General features: G+C 70.8%; 13 protein-coding genes, 1 pseudogene and 1 riboswitch. Of the genes and pseudogenes, 8 read left to right on the forward strand and 6 right to left on the reverse strand.

The genetic code is table 11. The features are described 5' to 3' along the window. The 4 genes and pseudogenes from VFB40_RS05270 to VFB40_RS05285 form a co-directional block, all read left to right on the forward strand. A pseudogene (locus VFB40_RS05270) lies at positions 1 to 315 on the forward strand (ABC transporter ATP-binding protein); the annotation flags it as partial. Between the two features lie 158 nt (positions 316 to 473). After that, on the forward strand, positions 474 to 1,307 hold the full coding sequence (locus VFB40_RS05275) for an ABC transporter permease (RefSeq protein ID WP_324848146.1): 834 nt from the start codon (positions 474 to 476) through the stop codon (positions 1,305 to 1,307). Positions 1,308 to 1,378: 71 nt separating this feature from the next. Then, the gene (locus VFB40_RS05280) at positions 1,379 to 2,665 is read left to right on the forward strand and encodes a sensor histidine kinase (protein ID WP_324848147.1); all 1,287 of its coding nucleotides are present in this window, start codon (positions 1,379 to 1,381) and stop codon (positions 2,663 to 2,665) included. A gap of 36 nt (positions 2,666 to 2,701) precedes the next feature. Continuing rightward, entirely contained in the window at positions 2,702 to 3,358 is a 657-nt protein-coding gene (locus tag VFB40_RS05285) for a LuxR C-terminal-related transcriptional regulator (RefSeq protein ID WP_324848148.1), read from the forward strand. Positions 3,359 to 3,415: 57 nt separating this feature from the next. Here the strand turns inward: VFB40_RS05285 and pcrA are convergent, their stop codons facing one another. Then, a complete protein-coding gene (gene pcrA / locus VFB40_RS05290) occupies positions 3,416 to 5,965 on the reverse strand; it encodes a DNA helicase PcrA (protein ID WP_324848149.1) in 2,550 nt (849 codons plus the stop codon). 604 nt (positions 5,966 to 6,569) lie between these two features. Further along, a riboswitch (cyclic di-AMP (ydaO/yuaA leader) is annotated at positions 6,570 to 6,735 on the forward strand. Positions 6,736 to 6,738: 3 nt separating this feature from the next. On the opposite strand from pcrA, the gene VFB40_RS05295 reads away from it, so the two are divergent. After that, on the forward strand, positions 6,739 to 7,776 hold the full coding sequence (locus VFB40_RS05295; RefSeq protein ID WP_324848150.1) for a C40 family peptidase: 1,038 nt from the start codon (positions 6,739 to 6,741) through the stop codon (positions 7,774 to 7,776). A gap of 337 nt (positions 7,777 to 8,113) precedes the next feature. Here VFB40_RS05295 and VFB40_RS05300 read toward each other — a convergent pair whose 3' ends face one another. From VFB40_RS05300 to VFB40_RS05310, 3 genes are all read right to left on the reverse strand, one after another. Beyond that, positions 8,114 to 12,064, reverse strand: a complete 3,951-nt coding sequence (locus VFB40_RS05300) for an ABC transporter ATP-binding protein (RefSeq protein ID WP_414642045.1) — start codon at positions 12,062 to 12,064, stop codon at positions 8,114 to 8,116. Between the two features lie 62 nt (positions 12,065 to 12,126). Then, complete coding sequence (locus tag VFB40_RS05305) at positions 12,127 to 12,822, reverse strand: response regulator (RefSeq protein ID WP_324848152.1); 696 nt, start codon at positions 12,820 to 12,822, stop codon at positions 12,127 to 12,129. Between the two features lie 55 nt (positions 12,823 to 12,877). Continuing rightward, positions 12,878 to 14,098, reverse strand: coding sequence for an ATP-binding protein (locus tag VFB40_RS05310; RefSeq protein WP_324848153.1), 1,221 nt, complete (start codon positions 14,096 to 14,098; stop codon positions 12,878 to 12,880). A 472-nt stretch (positions 14,099 to 14,570) separates the two neighbouring features. Here VFB40_RS05310 and VFB40_RS05315 point away from each other — a divergent pair, with 472 nt between their 5' ends. The 3 genes from VFB40_RS05315 (at position 14,571) to VFB40_RS05325 (ending at position 16,844) form a co-directional block, all read left to right on the forward strand. Continuing rightward, positions 14,571 to 15,854 (forward strand): PspC domain-containing protein, encoded by a 1,284-nt coding sequence (locus VFB40_RS05315; RefSeq protein WP_324848154.1) that lies wholly within the window; start codon positions 14,571 to 14,573, stop codon positions 15,852 to 15,854. A 169-nt stretch (positions 15,855 to 16,023) separates the two neighbouring features. Then, complete coding sequence (locus tag VFB40_RS05320) at positions 16,024 to 16,248, forward strand: hypothetical protein (protein WP_324848155.1); 225 nt, start codon at positions 16,024 to 16,026, stop codon at positions 16,246 to 16,248. Positions 16,249 to 16,277: 29 nt separating this feature from the next. Continuing rightward, positions 16,278 to 16,844 carry a dihydrofolate reductase family protein gene (locus tag VFB40_RS05325; RefSeq protein ID WP_324848156.1) on the forward strand — a complete coding sequence of 189 codons (567 nt, stop codon included), beginning with the start codon at positions 16,278 to 16,280 and terminating at the stop codon, positions 16,842 to 16,844. Between the two features lie 96 nt (positions 16,845 to 16,940). Here VFB40_RS05325 and VFB40_RS05330 read toward each other — a convergent pair whose 3' ends face one another. After that, complete coding sequence (locus VFB40_RS05330) at positions 16,941 to 18,194, reverse strand: hypothetical protein (protein WP_324848157.1); 1,254 nt, start codon at positions 18,192 to 18,194, stop codon at positions 16,941 to 16,943. 147 nt (positions 18,195 to 18,341) lie between these two features. Beyond that, on the reverse strand, positions 18,342 to 18,445 hold a 104-nt coding region (locus VFB40_RS05335; RefSeq protein WP_527249186.1), incomplete at its 5' end, for a GMP synthase (glutamine-hydrolyzing).

Below are 18,445 nucleotides of genomic sequence, written 5' to 3' on the forward strand. Positions count from 1 at the left end.
GTGCTCGACGAGCCGGTCAACGGGCTCGACCCGGAGGGCATCCTCTGGATCAGGAATCTGATGAAGCGGCTGGCCGCCGAGGGCCGCGCGGTGCTGGTCTCCTCGCACCTGATGAACGAGATGGCGGTCACCGCGGACCACCTGCTGGTGATCGGCCGCGGCCGGCTGCTGGCGGACTGCTCCACGGCCGAGTTCATCCGGCGGCACACCGATCCGGCGGTTTACGCGGCGACTCCGGACGTCGCGAAGCCGGCGCTGCTCGAGGAGGCGTTCATGCGGCTGACCGCGAACGCCGTGGAGTACGCCGCCCGCTGACCCACCGCCACCCGGCGCGACTCGCGCGGCGGCAGGGGACCGCGCGATGCGCGCCGCGAACCAGAACCGCAAGCAGAACCCGAACCCGAACCGGCACCTGCGGATCGCCCAGCCTTGCCTCGGCCCGGCGGCCGAGAACCCACCCACGAGGGGAAATCATGAGTACTCTGACCATCGCGCCGAGCACCTCGACGCGGCCGACGCACGCTCCCGGCTTCACCGATCTGCTGCGCAGCGAGTGGACCAAGTTCAAGACGCTGCGATCCACCTGGTGGTCGCTCGGCGCGATGCTGTTCCTCTCGCTCGGCATGTCGATCCTGCTCACCTCGCTCTTCACCGCGCACTACGCGACGCTCGGCCCGGAGGACAAGGCCAGCTTCGGCAACGACACCATCGGCCTGATCCTGCAGCCCGGGGCGCAGCTCGGGGAGCTGGCCCTCACCGTGCTCGGCGTCCTGCTGATCAGCTCCGAGTTCTCCACCGGCATGATCAAGGCCACCGTGCTGGCCGCGCCGCGCCGCACCCCGGTGCTCGCGGCCAAGGCAGCGGTGCTGGCCGGGGTGGTGCTGGTGCTCTCCGAAGTGATCGCCTGGGCCTGCTTCCTGGTCGGCAGCGCGATCGTGCACAAGCACGCGAGCGTCACCCTCTCCACCCCCGGCACGCTGCGCGCGGTCCTCGGCTTCGGCGGCGTGATGGCGATGACCGCACTGATCGCGCTGGCCACCGGCACCCTGCTGCGGCACACCGCCGCGGCGGTGAGCGTCGCCCTGGGCGTGAACCTGGTCGTGCCGATCCTGCTCGAACTCGTCCCCGGCAGCGTGGGCCGGCACCTGAGCTACGCGATGCCGCAGCGGGCCGGGCAGCTGATCATGGACCGGACGGAGTCCGTCAACACGCCGTACAGCCAGTGGACCGGCTTCGGCATCGTCGCGCTGTGGACCGTCGTCCTGCTCGCGCTCGCCTTCTGGTCGATCAAGAAGCGGGACGTGTGAGCCCTGATCGGCGAGACTGAGAACCGACCAGGACATTCGGAACGACCGTGGACTTCCGGAAAGGAACCGCAATGATCGCCAGGCGCGCGCTGCGAGAGATCGTCGCGGCGCGCACCTGGCGTGAGGTGCTGTACGCGCTGCTCGGCTGGCCGCTCGGCATGCTCGGCTTCGCCGCCGTCGCCGCGACCCTGCTGCTTACCGTCGCGTCGATCGGGACGGTCGTGGTGCTGGTGCCGGTGCTGCCGCTGTTCCTCGCGCTGGACCGCGCGGTGGGCGGGCTGTGCCGCCGCACCGCGAACGGGCTGCTGCGGCTGGACGTGCCGAAGCCGACGAGGGCGCCACGCGGGCCCGGCCTGCTTGGCTTCCTGGCCCGGCACGTCGCCGACCCGGTGGCCTGGCGCTCGGTCGCGTATCTCGCGCTGCGGCTGCCGCTCGGGATGATGCAGTTCGCCTTCGGCGTCCTGCCGTGGCTCTACGCGCTCACGTTCCTGGGGTATCCGCTGATCTGGAAGCTGACGCCGGGGCACGTCACCGATCGGCACGGCGTTCGCCACACCTCGGCGCTCCAGCTCGGCAGCTTCTACTTCGATACCTGGCCGCGCGCGATGCTCGCGGTGGCGTTCGGGGCGCTGGTGCTGATCGCAGCACCGTGGATCACCCGCGGCAGCCTGCTGCTCGACCGCTGGCTGCTGCCGCGGCTGCTCGGGCCCTCGGCCAGCTCGGTGCGGATCAGGGAGCTGGAGGAGACCCGCGCCAACGCGATCAACGAGGCCGCGGCCACGCTGCGCCGGATCGAACGCGACCTGCACGACGGGGTGCAGGCCCGGCTGGTCGCGCTCGGCATGCAGCTGGGCCGGGCCGAATCCCGGCTCAAGGCGCAGGAGTACGACCGCGTCTGGGAGCTGGTGAGCACGTCGCGGCAGGACGCCAAGGAGATCATCGGCGAGCTGCGGGAACTGGTGCGCGGCATCCACCCGCCGGCGCTGGACTCAGGGCTCGAACCCGCGCTGCGCACGCTGGCGGCGCGATCACCGATCCCGGCCTCGGTGCGCGTCGAACTGCCGCAGCGCCCGCCCGCCTCGGTGGAGACGATGCTGTACTTCAGCGCCGCGGAGCTGCTGACGAACGCCGGCAAGCACAGCGGGGCGTCCACGATCGCGCTGACCCTGCTGACCGATGGCGAGCGCACCCGGCTGATCGCCACCGACGACGGCAAGGGCGGCGCGCGCCTGGACGGCGCGGGCACCGGGCTGCGCGGATTGGCCGAGCGGGTACGAACCGTAGACGGGCACTTGGACGTGGACAGCCCGCCGGGCGGCCCGACCACGATCACGATCGAGCTGCCGATCAGGCTGTGACAGAACCCGAACGGGTCGGAACGGGACGGGATAGCAATGCTCGTAGTCATCGCCGAGGACACCGCGATCCTGCGCGGCGGTCTTATCGGCCTGCTTGAGGACGAGGGACACCGGGTAGCCGCGGCGGTCGCCGACGGCGAGGCGCTCAAGCTCGCGGTCGCAGAATACCGGCCCGACGTCGTCGTCGCCGACATCAGGATGCCGCCTACGCACACGGACGAGGGCGTGCGCGCGGCGTTGGAGCTGCGCGCCCGCGATCCGAAGCTGCCGGTGCTGCTGTTCTCGCAGTACGTGGAGACACAGTACGCGGGCAGGCTGCTGGCCGGCGGCTCGGCCGGTATCGGCTATCTGCTCAAGGAGCGTGTCTTGGACGTGAAGGACTTCGTAGACGCGTTGGAACGCGTGGCTGCGGGCGGCACCGCACTCGACCCGGAAGTCGTCTCGCAACTCGTCGGCGCGAGCCGGGCCACCTCGGTCGCGGACGTGCTCAGCCCGCGCGAGCGCGAGGTGATGGCGCTTATGGCCGAGGGCCGCTCGAACAGCGCGATCGCCGAGGCGCTGTTCGTGACCGAGCGCGCCGTTGAGAAGCACGTGGCGAACATCTTCACCAAGCTGGACCTGCCGGTCTCCGCCGCCGACCATCGCAGGGTCCTGGCGGTGCTGCGCTACCTCGGCCTGGAAAACGGCAAATAGAAATCAGCACCCTGTGTCCCGTTGAACAGGACAACTGGATGACAACGCCTCGTCCGGTTACAGCTTCTGCAATGGAGCAAACGCGAGCACCAGTTTGCGCACGCCGGAGGAGCCGAAGTCCACGGTCGCGTGTTCGCCGGAGCGTCCCTCGACCGCGACGACCGTGCCGAGGCCGTACGTGTCGTGCACGACCCGATCCCCCGGAGCGACCGAGATCGGCTCGCGATTGCCCGGGCCGGCCGACTTGAACCCCCGCTCCCGCGAGCGCTGCGCCGCCGCCGTCAGCGAGGGCGCGAGCGTTCCGAACGACGTGGACTGCGGTTCCGGAGCGGTGCGCTGCCAGTCGATCAGCTTGTCCGGCACTTCGGACAGGAACCGCGACTGCGGGTTGTACGCGGGTGAGCCCCAGGCCGAGCGCATCACCGCGCGGGTGAAGTAGAGCCGCTGCCGGGCGCGCGTGATGCCGACGTACGCGAGCCGGCGCTCCTCCTCCAACTCCTTCGCGTTGCCGAGCGAGCGGGTGTGCGGGAAGACGCCTTCCTCGAGACCGGTCAGAAAGACGACCGGGAACTCCAGGCCCTTCGCCGTGTGCAAGGTCATCAGCGTGACCACGCCGCCGCTGTCGCGGTCCGGGATCTGGTCCGCGTCGGCGACCAGCGCGACGCGCTCCAGGAAGCCGGTGATCCCGCCCTCCGGATCGGTCTGCTCGTACTCGTGCGCGACCGCGACCAGTTCCTGCAGGTTCTCCACCCGGCTCTCGTCCTGCGGGTCGCTGGACTCCTGAAGCTCGGCGACGTAGCCGGTGCGCTCCAGGATCGACTCCAGCATCGCGGCCGGGCCGGCGCCCTCGGCCAGCTGCTCGCGCAGCGCGCCCATCAGTGCCGCGAAGCCCTTGACCGCGTTCAGTGACCGCGCCGCCAGGCCGTACGCCTCGTCGGCGCGGTCGATCGCCGCGCCGAAGGAGATCCGTTCGCGCTGAGCCAGCGCGTCGAGCATCGCCTCAGCGCGCTCGCCGATGCCGCGTTTGGGTACGTTGACGACGCGGCGCAGCGACACCGAGTCGTCCGGGTTCGCCAAAGCGCGCAGGTACGCCAGCGCATCCTTGACCTCCTTGCGCTCGTAGAAGCGGACGCCGCCGACCACCCGGTAGGGCAGGCCGACTCGGATGAACAGCTCCTCGAAGACTCGGGACTGGGCGTTGGTCCGATAGAAAACCGCCACCTCGCCCGGTTTCGCAAGCCCCTCGTCGGTAAGCCGGTCCACTTCGTTGGCGACGAACGCCGCCTCGTCGTGCTCGTTGTCGCCGACATAACCGGTGATCAGCGCGCCGTCGCCGGCGTCCGTCCACAGGTTCTTGGCGCGCCTGCTCTTGTTGCGGTCGATGACCGAATTGGCCGCGGCAAGGATCGTCTGCGTCGAGCGGTAGTTCTGCTCAAGCAGGATCGTGGTCGCGTTCGGGTAGTCGGCCTCGAACTCGAGGATGTTGCGGATGGTCGCGCCGCGGAAGGCGTAGATGGCCTGGTCCGCGTCGCCGACCACGCACAGTTCGGCCGGCGGCACCTCGCCGTCCGCGTCGTGGCCGTGGTCGTTCGGCCCGGCGCCGACAAGATCCCCGTCCACGGTGTACTTCGGAGCCTGCGATACCGCCCCGCCGACCAGCTCGCGCACCAGCACGTACTGCGCGTGGTTGGTGTCCTGGTACTCGTCGACCAGCACGTGCCGGAACCGGCGCCGGTAGGACTCGGCTACCGCGGGGAACGCCTGGAACAGGTTGACCGTGGTCATGATCAGGTCGTCGAAGTCCAGCGCCTTGGCCGCGATCAGCCGCTGCTGGTAGTTCGCGTAGACCTCGGCGATCAGCCGCTCCTGCTCGCTGGTCGCCTTGTCCCGGGCGCTCTCGTGGTCGACCAGTTCGTTCTTGAGCGCGGAGATCTGGGCCAGCAGGCCGCGCGGCGGATGCCGCTTCACGTCCAGTTCCAGGTCGCGGGCCACCGTGGTGATCAGCCGGCGCGAGTCGTCCGCGTCGTAGATCGTGAAGGACGAGGGCAGGCCGAGGTGGGTGTGCTCGCGGCGCAGGATCCGCACGCAGGCCGAGTGGAACGTGGAGACCCACATGATCTTGGCCCGCGGCCCGACCAGCGCGGCGACGCGCTCCTTCATCTCGGCGGCGGCCTTGTTGGTGAACGTGATCGCGAGGATCTCGCCCGGATGCACCCCGCGCTCGGCCAGCAGGTAGGCGATCCGGTGGGTCAGCACCCTGGTCTTGCCGGATCCGGCGCCGGCGACGATGAGCAGCGGACTGCCGGTGTGCACGACCGCCTCGCGCTGGGCCGGGTTGAGCCCGGAGAGCAGAGCCTCCGGATCGAGCCCGGAGCGCAGCCTGGCCGGGGCGAAGGTGCGCGCGGCCTCGGCGCGCTCGTGCTCCACGTCCTCGGGCGGCGGCGCCGCGCCCTCTTCCTCCTCCGGCGGCGGCTCGGGCAGCCAGTCGGAAGAGAGCGCGGGCAGCGCTGCCTCGCCCCGCAAGCGCGCCGCGGTGGGACCGGCACCGCGCGGCGGCTTTGGCAGGTCGAAGAGGGGGGCTTCATAGGAAGCGGAAGAGCTGCTCATCGTGAATCGAGTTTAGAGCGCGCGGCCGACAGGACCGGCGGCCCCCAGGCGGATCGTCAGATCCGGGAACGGCGAGCACCGAAAAGACGTTGCCACGCCTGAACACGAACGCTATGGCGCCGGAATACCGACACACGCGGCTGATTGAGGCAACGCGCGAACAACACGGTGTGGAGCAGAACGGTTACTCACCCGCCGCAGCGGGCGGGTCAGGGTCCGCCGAAGCCTCGCCCCGCACCCCGGAGGAGGCCCAATTTTACCGACACGATGTCGTGAAAATATCGGGCCGATGTGCTCTACGTCACGGCGCCGAGCGGCCCCGGGTTTAGCGCGGAAACCGAGCGGGCAAAACGGACTTTCAGGTGCAGAGGCTCAGGCAGCGGCCGGGAGGGCTGAACGCCGCGCCGGCGTCGCGCCAGGGTTCTGCGGGCAAAGACGAAACAAAATCCCGAGGCCCGCGGCGGCCATTCGGGCGACATCTCGCTATGGTTACGGGCCAGAAGCCAGCGAGCCTGCCGGTCCCCCGCACCGGCCGCCGGCTTCCGCGCCGAGTCCCAAGGCGTTCGGCAGGACCGAGATGCGCGCCCCTCTCCCCAGTGGGCCGGATCAAGACCTGCAGTCGCTAAGGGAGCCGGGGACCCACAGTCCCACCGGGGTGAATCGCCGCGCCAGACTCGTTCGGCACCGCCGAGCGCGCCGGGCAAGGCGTAGGGCGACTTCTTCCAGCCCGAACCCGTCAGCTAACCCGGTAGGCGCCGTCGGAAGAAGGAGTTATGGCGTCTCATCGCGCCCCGAAGGTAACCGGTAGAGCTACCGCCGCGGCGGCCGTGGTCGGTGTGACCGCAGGCACCGTCGCGCTGATGCCGGGAACCAGCCAGGCGTCACCGACGCAGAGTCTCAGCCAGGTCAAAGCCGAAGTCGCGACGCTCAACCAGCAGGCCGAAGTCGCCGGCCAGCAGTACGACGCGGCCCAGGAGCAGTACGCCAAGCTTCAGCAGAAGGTCGACGGGCTTCAGGCCCAGATCACCCGCGAGCAGTCGGCGCTCGACACCCTCGAGAACACGATGGGTCTGCAGGCGGCCGCGCAGTACCGCAACGGTGGTATCTCCCCGACCCTTCAGCTCGCGCTCAACTCGAGCCCGGAGAAGTACCTGAGCCAGGCCGGGATGCAGGACCAGCAGGCCCAGCAGGAGGCGATGCTGCTCAAGAGCATCGTCCAGGACAAGGCCCAGCTCGCCCAGGACAAGAAGGCCGCCACCGAGGCGCTGGCCGAAGAGCAGCAGGTACGCAGCCAGGCCGCGGCGCACAAGGCCCAGATCGCCGCCTCGCTCACCAAGGAGCAGGCGCTGCTCGCGACGCTCTCCGCCCCGGTGCGCGCCACGATCGCCGCCGGAGGCGGCTCGACCAGCGCCTACAACGGCCCTCTGCCCTCTGTCTCCGGCCGGGCGGCAGCAGCAGTCGCGTACGTTAAGTCGAAGGTCGGCGACGCCTACGTATACGGCGCCACCGGCCAGTCCGCATTCGACTGCTCCGGCCTGATTTACGCCGCGTATGCCTCCGCCGGCATGTCGATACCTCGCACGTCGGAGGAGCAGGCCGCCGCGGCTACCTCGATCCCCGAGTCCGCCCTCCAGCCGGGCGACGTCATCTACTTCTACGGGTATCCGCCGAGCCATATCGGCATGTACGTCGGCAACGGCATGTTCATCGACGCTCGCAACTCGAACGTCGGGGTGGTCTGGGGTTCGCTGGACCCGTCGTCGAAGTACTACTCGTACATGCCCGTGACCGGGTACGGCCGCTTCAGCTGATCCGGCCCCGCGGCGGCAGTCGCCCTCGCGGTCTCACCCGGCCGTCCGAATCGATCGGCACGGTCGGTACAACTCCACCAGCGTCCGAGCACGCAGCGCTTCACTGACCGCGGTCGCGGTTGCGACGCACCGCCTCCAGTGCCTCATGAAGAAGCGGGCCTGCCAGGTCGGCCTTCCCCTCCCCCCGACCGGCCTGGCAGCCGCCCCGACAGCGCCCGGACCGTCGAAACCGCCGCATCCAACCCCACCACCTCCCGCGGCCACCCACCCGACGGTCCGGGCGCACTCTTGCGCCGCGGCCCGCACCGCCGCGCTGCCGCGTGCTGCGGCCGCGGTGTCAGACCTCTGCCGAAGCCTCCGCGAAAGCCGCCCAGAGCCGCGCGTACGCCCCCTGCGCCGCCAGTAGCGCGTCGTGCGTCCCGTCCTCGACGACGCGGCCGCCCTCCAGCACCAGGATCCGGTCCGCGCGGGCCGCGGTGGTCAGCCGGTGCGCGACGACGAGCGTGGTGCGGGCGCGGGCCACCTCGTCCATGGCCCGGATGACCGCGGCCTCGGTGGCCAGGTCGAGCGCCGCGGTCGCCTCGTCGAGCAGCAGGATGTCCGGATCGACCAGGTAGGCGCGCGCCAGCGCGAGCAGTTGCCGCTGCCCGGCGGACAGGTTGCGGCCGCGCTCGCCCACCTGGTGCAGGTATCCGTCGGACAGGCGCGCGACCACGTCGTGCGCGCCGACCGCCCGGGCCGCGGCTTCGACCTCTGCGTCAGTGGCCTCGGGACGGCCGTAGGCGATGGCGTCGCGGACCGTGCCAGGGAACAGATACGCCTCCTGCGGGACCACGCCGAGCCGCGCGCGATAGCCGGCCAGGTCGTACTCGCGCAGGTCCACGCCGTCCACGCGCACCGAGCCCGCGGTCGGGTCGTAGTACCGCGCGACCAGCTTGACGAGCGTGGACTTTCCCGCGCCGGTCTCGCCGACCAGCGCCACGGTCGTGCCGGGCTCGATGGCCACGCCGATGCCGCGCAGCGCTTCGGGAGCGTCCGGGGAGTAGGAGAAGTGCAGGTCGCGGAACTCGATCCGACCGGTCAATCCGCCGGCCGGGACCGCGAGCGGCCGGTCGGCCTCGGGCGTCGCGGTCGGCGTGCGCATCAGACCTCGGATACGGCGCAGGCCGACATTCGCCTGCTGATAGCCGTCGAAGACCTGGGATAGCTGCTGGATCGGCGAGAAGATCATGTCCACGTACAGCAGGTACGCGATCAGCGCGCCGGCGGTCAGCGTGTGCTGCCCGATCCGGTGCGCGCCGTAGACCAGCGCGAGGGCGCCGGCGAGGTCGGCGAGGAACTGGACGAACGGGAAGTAGGTCGCGATGTACTTCTGCGCGCGGGTGCGGGTGACCCGGTAGGCGTCGGCCTTTCCGGCGAACCGGTCGCGGTTGACGCCCTCGCGCCGGAACGCCTGGGTGACCCGCATTCCGGCCACGTTCTCCTGCAGGTCCGCGTTGACCGCGCTGATCCGCTCGCGCGCCTCGGTGTAGGCGCGGGAGGACTTCTTGCGGAAGATCAGCGTCGCGACGACCAGGATCGGCAGCACGGCGTAGACCACCAGCGCCATCCGCCAGTCCAGCACCAGCAGCGCGGCGGCGATGCCGAAGAAGGTGAGCACCGAGACCACCGCGGCTGACACGCCGTTCTGCAGGAACGAGGCGAGCGCGTCGATGTCGGTGGTCATCCTGGTCATGATCCGGCCGCCCATCTCCTTCTCGTAGTAGTCCAGGCCGAGGCGCTGGAGGTGCGAGAAGGACTTGACGCGCAGCAGGTAGAGCAGGCGCTCGCCGGTCCGCCCGGTGACCATGGTCTGGATCGACTCGACGACCCAGTCGCCGACCACCAGCAGCAGGCCGAAGATCGACATGGTCACGATGACGTGGTAGGCCGCGCCCAGGATGCCCTGGTCCACGGCGGTGCGAATCAGAGCCGGAATGAGGAGCGAGGCGAGCGCGTCGGCGGCTTCGAGCAGCAGACCGAGGGCGAGCAGCCAGACGAACGGCCGCAGCAGCCTGCGCAGCGAGAACTCCGGCTCCTCGGCGTGCACGAGGGCTGAGTCGAGGTTGGGCTTGTCGGTCGCGGGCGGCAGCGCGGCGACCTTCGCCAGCAGGTCGGGTGTGGCGGGCAACCCGCCCATCATCCGGCCTGGACCGCCGCCTGCGCCGCCCTCGGCCCGTCGCTTGTAGTACGCGGCGAACGGGTTGGTGCCGTCGACCTTCGAGCGGTCCCAGAGCTCCGGCGTGACGCCGTCGACCAGGACGCCGTTCGCCTTCACGCCGTTGACGGGGAGCTTTTCGGTGGCGCCGTTCACGGCTGCGGCGTCGAGGACGGCTTCGGCCTCCGCGAGCACACCGCGTTCCAGTTCCGCCTCGGCCATCACCGCGCTCAGTTCGCCCGCGTCCACGCCCTCGGCATCATCGCCGGGTCCCGACAGCAGCAGCCGGTAGAGCGGACAGCGCTGTTCGAGTTCGGCCGACGTGCCGACATCGACCAGACGTCCTTCGTCGAGCACTGCGATCCGGTTCGCGAGTTGCAGGGTGGAGCGGCGGTGCGCGATCAGGACGGTCGTGCGCCCGGCCATCACCCGGCGCAGCGTCGCGTGGATCTCTGCTTCCGTGGCCGCGTCGATCGCCGAGGTCGCGTCGTCGAGCAGCAGGATGCGCGGGTCGGTCAGCAGGGCGCGGGCGAGGGCGACGCGCTGGCGCTGGCCACCGGAGAGGGTCAGGCCCTGCTCGCCGACCACGGTGTCATAGCCCTGCGGAAGATCCTCGATGAACCGGTCGGCCTCAGCCGCGCGGGCGGCGGCGCGGATCTGCTCCTCGGTCGCGTCCGGCCGCCCGTAGGCGATGTTGGCGCGCACGGTGTCGGAGAACAGGAACGCGTCCTCCATCACCAGGCCGATCGAGGCGCGCACCGAGTCCGTGGTCACCTCGCGCACGTCGTGCCCGCCGATGCGCACCGCGCCGGACTGCGGGTCGTAGAAGCGCGGCAGCAGCATGGCGACCGTCGACTTGCCGGACCCGGCGGTGCCGACCAGCGCCAGCGTCTCGCCGGGCTGCACCTCCAACGTCAGACCTTTGAGAACCGGACGGGAGGGCAGGTAGCCGAAGGTCACGTTCTCGAACCTGACGCTCGCGGCGCCCTCCGGCAGCGGCGGCGCGTCCGGCAGATCGGTGATCTGCGGCTTGGAATCGATGACCTCGAAGACGCGCACCGCGCTGGCCCGCACCTGCTGGCCGAAGGTCAGCAGCGTGGCCAGGGCGCGCACCGGCCCGCCGAACTGGGCCAGGTAGGCGGAGAAGGCGAGGAAGGTGCCGAGGGTGATGTGCCCGCGCAGCGCCAGCCAGCCGCCGAAGGCCAGCACCCCGAGCTGTCCGAGGGTGGGGATCGCGCTGAGGGTCGGGTTGTACTTCGCGGTCAGCCGGATCGAGCGCAGCCGGGCGGCGAATACCGACTCGGCGGCGCCCTCAAGCTTATGAACCTCTTGCCGCTCCTGCCCGAAGCCCTTCACCACGCGCACGCCGGTGACCGCGGACTCGACCACGCCGGCCAGCATCCCGGCCTTCTGCTGCGCGTCCCAGGTGGCCGGGAACAGCCGCTTGCGGGCCAGCGTGGTGACCAGGGCGAGGCCGGGGCCGACGGCGAGCCCGATCAGCGTGAGCATCGGGGAGAGCACCAGCATGGCGACCAGCGAGCTGATGAAGGTGAGCATCGTGCCGGCCAGCATCGGGGACATCCCGAGCAGCTGGGCGACGATGTTGATGTCGGAGGAGGAGCGCGAGACGATCTGCCCGGTCTCCAGGTTGTCCTGGCCCTGCCCGTCGAGCTGGGTGAGCGCGTCGAACACGTCGGTGCGCAGGTCGTTTTGCACCTCGATGCCGACGCGGCCGCCGACGTAACGCCGGGTGCGCGAGACGACCAGGTTCAATACAGCGACCACGAGCAGTGTGATCGCCCAGGGCAGCAACGGCTGCGAGTGCCTGATGATCACGTCGTCGATGACAGCGCGCTGAATCAGCGGCACGGCCAGGTTGATGCCGGTGAGCGCTAACGATGCGGTAACGGCGACGATGACGAGCTTCTTGTACTTCCAGGTGTAGCCGAGCAGCCGGCGCAGCCAGCCGTCTCCGCTGACACTGGCACTGGCGTTACCGGCGCTGGCGTCACCGGCGTTACCGGTGCCGGCGCTGCTGTTCGTCCCCGTGGCCCCGTCCTGCTTTGCGCCGCTTGACCGCCATGCTGAAATCCTCGGCACCTGACCCCCTCGTCTTGGCTCCGAGCATTATATATGAGAAAGACTCACTAATCTCAGACGAGCCTGCGGGCGGTAGCCCAGCGGGACAGTTCGTGGCGGTTGGAGAGCTGGAGTTTGCGCAGCACGGATGACACGTGGCTCTCCACGGTCTTCACCGAGATGACCAGCTCACGGGCGATTTCCTTGTACGCGTAGCCGCGAGCGATAAGACGCAGCACCTCGCGCTCACGCGCCGTCAGCCGGTCCAGTTCCTCGTCCACAGGCGCAGCCGAGCCCGAGAACGCATCCAGCACGAAGCCCGCCAAGCGCGGCGAGAAGACGGCGTCACCGTCGGCGACCCGGCGTACCGCATCGACGAGTTCGGTACCGGTGATGGACTTGGTGACGTAGCCGCGCGCCCCCGCCCGAATGACTCCGATCACGTCCTCGGCGGCGTCCGAGACGGAAAGCGCCAAGAACCGCACCTCGGGCGCGCGCGCCAGGCATTGTTTGAGGACTTCGATTCCGCCGCCACCGGGCAGGTGCACGTCGAGCAGCACGACCTGTGGCCGCGTCGCCAGGATGACCGCAACGGCGCGCGGTGCGTCGTCCGCCTCGCCGACGACTTCCACCGCAGCGGCGGCTACCTCGTCGAGCTCCGCGCGCACGCCGGTGCGGAACATGCGGTGATCATCGACGAGCACCAGCCGGATCGGCGCGGCCGCCGTGGTCGTCGCCTCGCTGGTGACCGTCGTTTCGCCGGCGGCCATCGCTTCGCCTGCACCGACTTCGGCCTCTGCGCCCGACACTTTCTCACGCCCCTGATCAGTCACGACGCCACTCTATGCGTACCTCGGTGCCCTCGCCGGGCGCGGTGCGAATGCTTGCCTCTCCCCCGAATCGGCGCATTCTTCCGACGATCGACTCGCGGATGCCCATTCGGTCGGTGGCGACGGTGTCCAGCTCGAATCCCGGTCCGCGGTCGCGCACGAAGACCTCGGCGCCGCGGGTGCGGTTGCCGTCGGCCTCCAGCTCCGCGTAGACCGAAATCGGGGCGCCCTTCGCGTACTTCGCCGCGTTGACGGCGGCCTCTCGAGTGGCCGCGACACAGGCGCCCAAGTGCTCGTCGAGTGGCGCGTCGCCGACCGTGACCACCTCGATCTGCACGCCGTGCCGGTCCTCGACCTCCGCGACCGCGGCCTTGATCGCCTGCACGAAGGTCTCCGGCGGCACGTCCCCGCCCGAGCGCGGCCGCGGACCGCCCTCGTAGAGCCACGAGCGCAAGTCGCGCTCCTGCGCCCGCGCCAGCCGCGCGACCTCCGCCGGGTCGGCGCTGCTGCGCTGAATGAGCGTCAGCGTGTGCAGGACGGAATCGTGCATCAGCGCCGCCACCTCGGCCCGCTCCTGGGAGCGGATGCGCTCGGACCGCTCGGCGGACAGGTCGCGCAAGACCCGCAGCAGGAACGGCGTCGCGATCAGCAGCACTCCGGCGACCAGCGCGCCCGCGGCGAGCAGGACCCGGCCGGCCTTGTTCCAGGGCACCCCGCCGGAGACCAGGACCGCGATGCCGCCGAGCACCACCGCCGAGCCGAGCAGCCCGCGCAGCAGTGAGGAGGGGTTGAACCGGTGCGGCCGCAGCCAGCGCGCGCGCTGGGCGTCGTCGGCCTGCCGCCACAGCACCCCGAGCCCGACCACCACGGCGGCGACCGGCAGGACGACGTTCCACTTGCCCGAGTTGTTCGTGCCGCCGAGCCCGATCACCAGCACCGCCTCGGCGGCGATCGCGATCGCCACGGCCGCACGCGCGCCCGGGCGCGGAGCCGAGCGGTCGACCTGGGGCACCTTGCCGAGCGGCACGAACAGCCAGAAGGCCGCGTACGTGACGACGCCCGCGCCGCCGACGAACACGAGCAGCACGAAGGCGAGCCGCAGCAGCCAGACGTCGACGCCGAGATGCAGCGAGAGCCCGCGCGCGACACCACCGACCAGCCGCCGTTCCGAGGATCGGTAGAGGCGGCGGGTGCCTTCGGGCAGCGGCGGCGTCATCACAGCGGCATCACGACAGCCATGCTCACACGGCGCGCGGCGATTGTGCATCGGGGATGACCCGGAGCCGGACTCGGGGATGAACTTCCGGGTTGGATCCTGGGAGCGCCCGATGGCAGCAGCCGCCCGGCGCGGCAGTCTTGGGGACATGAGCGATGCGGAAGCGGGTGGGGCCGGAATGAGCGGTGCTGAGTCGAGTGGCGCGCAGTCGAGTCGTGCCGAGCCGAGTGGTGCCGAGCCGAGTGGCGTCGGCGCGGGGGGCGGCGCTGGAGCGGGGAACTCGGGCGCTGGGAACCCTGGCGCGGGAAGCCCAGGAGCGGGGAGCACTGCGGGGAGCGGTGCCGCCTGGGGCTGGGGCCCGGGCGCGGCGGCCGGGGGCGCTCGGGGAGGCGCGTCCTCGGCCGGATGGGGAGCGTACAACGCGGGAGGTGCGCAGCCGGGACCGGAGCAGGGGCCGGGCTCGGCGCGGCCGATGCTGCGCCGCGATCGGCGCTCCAGGATGATCGCCGGGGTCTGCGGGGGCCTCGGCCGGCACCTGGACGTCGATCCGGTGGTGTTCCGCATCCTGTTCGTGGTGCTCACCTTCTTCGGCGGCTTCGGGCTGCTGGCTTACGCGGCCGCGTGGCTGTTCGTGCCCGCGGACGGGGAGCGTGAGTCGGAGGCGCACCGGCTGCTGACCGGGCGCAGCACGCTGGGCGCGGTGGCGGTCGCGGTGCTCGTGGTCCTCGGCTTCATGGTCGCGCTCACCACACTCGCCACCGGCTTCCACCACGCGGTCCCGCTGTTGGTGCTGGCGGCCGCGATCATCCTGGTGCTGATCTGGCGCGGCGACGCGCGCCGCAACGGTCCGCCCGGAACCGCGCAGTACGCCGGTCCGGAGGCGGGAGCAGGCGCGGGAGAGCGGCCGCAACCGTGGTGGCAGCGTCCAGTACCGACGTATCCGGCTCCCGGACCCGGCGCGAGTGCGCCGAGTGCCGCGGGTGCGATGGGTGACGAAGGCGCCCCGGTCGACGCCCCGCCCGAGGGGTCCGCCGCGGAAGAGGCGGCGTACGGCTCCGCGCTCGGCTGGCAGTACCGCGGCTACGTCCCCGGTGCCGAGGCCGGGGGATCGGCCGGCGTCACGGGCGAGTCCCCCGACGCCGACGAGCCGAGGCAGCGACGACTCAGTGGCCTGACGCTCTCCGCCGCGCTCCTGATCCTCGGCGTGATCGGGGTACTGGCACAGACCGGCGTGTTCCACATCGGCGGCACGTCGGGGCTGGCGCTGGCGGTCATGGCGGTCGGCGCGGGAATGGTGGTGGGCGGCCTGTTCGGGCGTGCCAGAGCGCTGATTCCGCTGGGTCTGGTGCTGTCGGTGCCGTTGATCGTGGCCAACGCGATCGGCGTCCCGCTGCGCGGCGAAACCGGCGACACGACGTGGGCCCCGGCGTCCGCAGCGGTGATCCGCTCGCCCTACAACCTGGCCGCGGGCAAGGGCCAGCTCGACCTGTCGAACGTCGACCCGCAAGGCGGCACCGTGCACGTCACCGCCTACGTCGGCGCGGGCCAGATCCTCGTCACCGTGCCCGACGACGTCGCGCTCCAGATCAACGCGCACGTGGGCGTGGGCCACATGCAGTTCCCGGACGGCTCGCAGCACTCCGGCCTCGACCTGACCAACGGCTTCCAGGCCGCGTCGATCGGCGGCTCACACGGAACCATCGTGCTCGACCTCAAGGCGGGCGCCGGAGACCTGGAGGTGGACCGTGCCAACTGAACCGCTCGAACCGACCGAGCAGCCTGGCGAAGAGACGTTCGCAGAACCGCCCTTCGCGCCCCTACCCGAATACCCGACTCTCCAGGAAGCGACGACGGTGGCAGCGACAGCAGCGACAGACCCCGAGCGCCCGAACGAGCGCGGCACCCGCGCGGGACGAGGAATTTCGATGCGCGACTCGGCCGACCCGGTGTCCATCCTCGCCGGACTCGTGTTCTTCATGGTCGGCGGGGCGTACCTGCTCGCGTCGGGCGGGCACCTCGACGTCAACGCGGGCTGGACGCTCTCGTTCCTGCTGCTCGGTCTAGGCCTGTCCGGCGTCGTCGGCAGCTTCCTTCGTGTCCGCCGCAACAGCCGCGCCCGAGCCGGCTCCCGCCGCCACGACGACTGGTGAAGCAGGCCGACTCACGGAATGCTGGCGTCATGCGGAAACTGATCTACGGCATGAATGTGACCCTGGACGGCTACGTCGCCGCACCTGGCGATGACATCGGCTGGGGCGGACCGCCGAGCGAGCAGCTTTTCGAGTGGTGGCTCGAGCAGGAGCTTGCCAGCGAGCTCTCGCTCTACGGGCGCAGGCTGTGGCAGACGATGAGCGCCTACTGGCCGACCGGCGACCAGCAGCCCGGCGCCACCCCGGCGCAGATCGAATTCGCACGGAACTGGCGGGACACACCCAAGGTGGTGTTCTCCTCGACGATCGACAAGGTCGACTGGAACGCCCGCCTCTTCACCGGCGACGCGGTCGCCGAGATCGCCCGGCTCAAGGCCGAGGACGGCGGCCCCATGAAGATCGGTGGCGCAACGCTCGCCGCCGCTGCCATGCGTGCCGGCCTGATCGACGAGTACGCGCTCGCCACCGTGCCGGTCCTGGTGGGCGGCGGCACGCCGATGTTCACCGCGCTGGACAGCTGGGTCAGCCTGGACCTGGTTGAGACGCGGACGTTCCCCGGCGGCGTCGTGCTGACCAGATACGAGACAAGGCGCTAAACGGGACCCCCAAACACCAAGCACCCACATCCTCGGCGGAGGGCGGGTAGCCGTAGGCGTTATGGCCAGCCGCAGGCGTCACCAGGTTCCGGCGGATCAGACCTCGTCGGCGAGGATGTCGAGCGGATAGTCGCTCGTCTCCAGGCCCGCGGCCGTCACGACGCGTACCGTCCACGGGCCCGGTTCGGCCTCGTACGGGATCGGGACCGTCACGGACGTGTCCGTCGGATTGATGAAGGCGCCGTCCTGGTCCGGGACGAGCGGGACGTGGATGTGGATCGGGCCGAGCTTGACCACGATGCGGGCCAGCTGGTCGGGGGCCGACGCCGCGGCGGGGACGAAGCCGAGGCCGCGGATCTCGATCTCGTCGCCCTGGCGGATGGGGCCGTCCGGCTCGCCGGGAGTACGAACCCTGACGACGGAGACCAGGACCGGCTTGCGCACCTCGGTCAGCTTGACCGCCAGGTAGAGCACGGCGGCACCGAGCGCTATCGCGGTGACCGCGGTGGGCAGCTGCGGGAGCTGATACGGGTTCTCGGCCAGCCCGATCACCAGGAACAGCACGCCGACGAGGTTCACCGGGAGCCACACCGCGGCGGCCAGCGAGCCGAGGCCGGTCTCCTCGACCAGCAGGTCGCGCAGCTGCGAGCGCTGGCCCGGCAGGTACGGCGCGGCCCTGCGGCGCATCCGGGCGGCCATGACCGCGCTGCTGATCACCGCCACCACGACCGGTGTCGCGAGCAGCGCCAGGTACTCCCAGCGCAGGTGCGAGATGGACGCGGTGACCTGCGCCCGTTCGGCCGGGTCGCCCGCCGCGATGTCCTCGACCCCGAAGTACACGAAGGCGGTCGCCAGGCTCGCCGCCCACAGCACCCCGAGGGTGCGCGGCAGCGAGAGCCTTCCGTCGACCCCGATCAGGAAGCACAGCACCCCGCCAATGTCGCTGTGCACCAGGCTGAACAGCGTGAACAGCGCGGCGAGGGCGAGGAAGGCGACCGGGGCCGCGGTGCGCGGCATCGTCCAGCCGTCCGAGAGCGGCAGCGTGGCCAGGTCGACCACCAGCACCGCGACCAGCAGCCACCACGCGCCGCGCATCGCCTGCCGGCCGACCAGCGCCAGCCAGGCCGCGTTCTCCCGCCGCGACGCCGCGGCCAGCCGGCCGGCCCGCCGGGTCAGCTCGTCGGAGATCCACTGCCGCGCGCCGGACTCCGAGTGCGACAGCGCGGCCGGCACACCTTCGCCGCGGGCGAACTCCTTGCACCGGTCGACGAACTGGGTGAGTTCGAGGTCGTAATCGCGCCGGACCTCGCCGTGGAGCTGCGGCCCATGCGACTGCGGTCCGTGGGCCACGCCCGCCCCTCCCTGTGTCACGAATCGGCAGCAGGCTCGGAGCGTACACCGGTGAGGCCACGCGCCGGGCGGGGACGGTGCGGCGGATGGGAATCCGTTACGGGATATCGATAAACCGGGACCGGAAGGTTCGCGGAAGCCCCGGGCTCACTCCCACTCGATGGTGCCCGGGGGCTTGGACGTGACGTCGAGCACGACCCGGTTGACGTCGCGCACCTCGTTCGTGATCCGCGTCGAGATCCGGGCCAGCA

The organism is Actinocrinis sp. (assembly GCF_035650855.1).
Taxonomy (GTDB): domain Bacteria; phylum Actinomycetota; class Actinomycetes; order Streptomycetales; family Catenulisporaceae; genus Actinocrinis.

Bases quoted from the DNA above. Each gene is read 5' to 3' on its own strand.
- VFB40_RS05280 (WP_324848147.1), top strand. From the start codon at position 1,379: ATGATCGCCAGGCGCGCGCTGCGAGAGATCGTCGCGGCGCGCACCTGG.
- VFB40_RS05325 (WP_324848156.1), top strand. From the start codon at position 16,278: ATGCGGAAACTGATCTACGGCATGAATGTGACCCTGGACGGCTACGTC.
- pcrA (WP_324848149.1), bottom strand. From the start codon at position 5,965: ATGAGCAGCTCTTCCGCTTCCTATGAAGCCCCCCTCTTCGACCTGCCA.
- VFB40_RS05295 (WP_324848150.1), top strand. From the start codon at position 6,739: ATGGCGTCTCATCGCGCCCCGAAGGTAACCGGTAGAGCTACCGCCGCG.
- VFB40_RS05305 (WP_324848152.1), bottom strand. From the start codon at position 12,822: ATGGCCGCCGGCGAAACGACGGTCACCAGCGAGGCGACGACCACGGCG.
- VFB40_RS05285 (WP_324848148.1), top strand. From the start codon at position 2,702: ATGCTCGTAGTCATCGCCGAGGACACCGCGATCCTGCGCGGCGGTCTT.
- VFB40_RS05315 (WP_324848154.1), top strand. From the start codon at position 14,571: ATGCTGCGCCGCGATCGGCGCTCCAGGATGATCGCCGGGGTCTGCGGG.
- VFB40_RS05320 (WP_324848155.1), top strand. From the start codon at position 16,024: ATGCGCGACTCGGCCGACCCGGTGTCCATCCTCGCCGGACTCGTGTTC.
- VFB40_RS05310 (WP_324848153.1), bottom strand. From the start codon at position 14,098: ATGACGCCGCCGCTGCCCGAAGGCACCCGCCGCCTCTACCGATCCTCG.
- VFB40_RS05275 (WP_324848146.1), top strand. From the start codon at position 474: ATGAGTACTCTGACCATCGCGCCGAGCACCTCGACGCGGCCGACGCAC.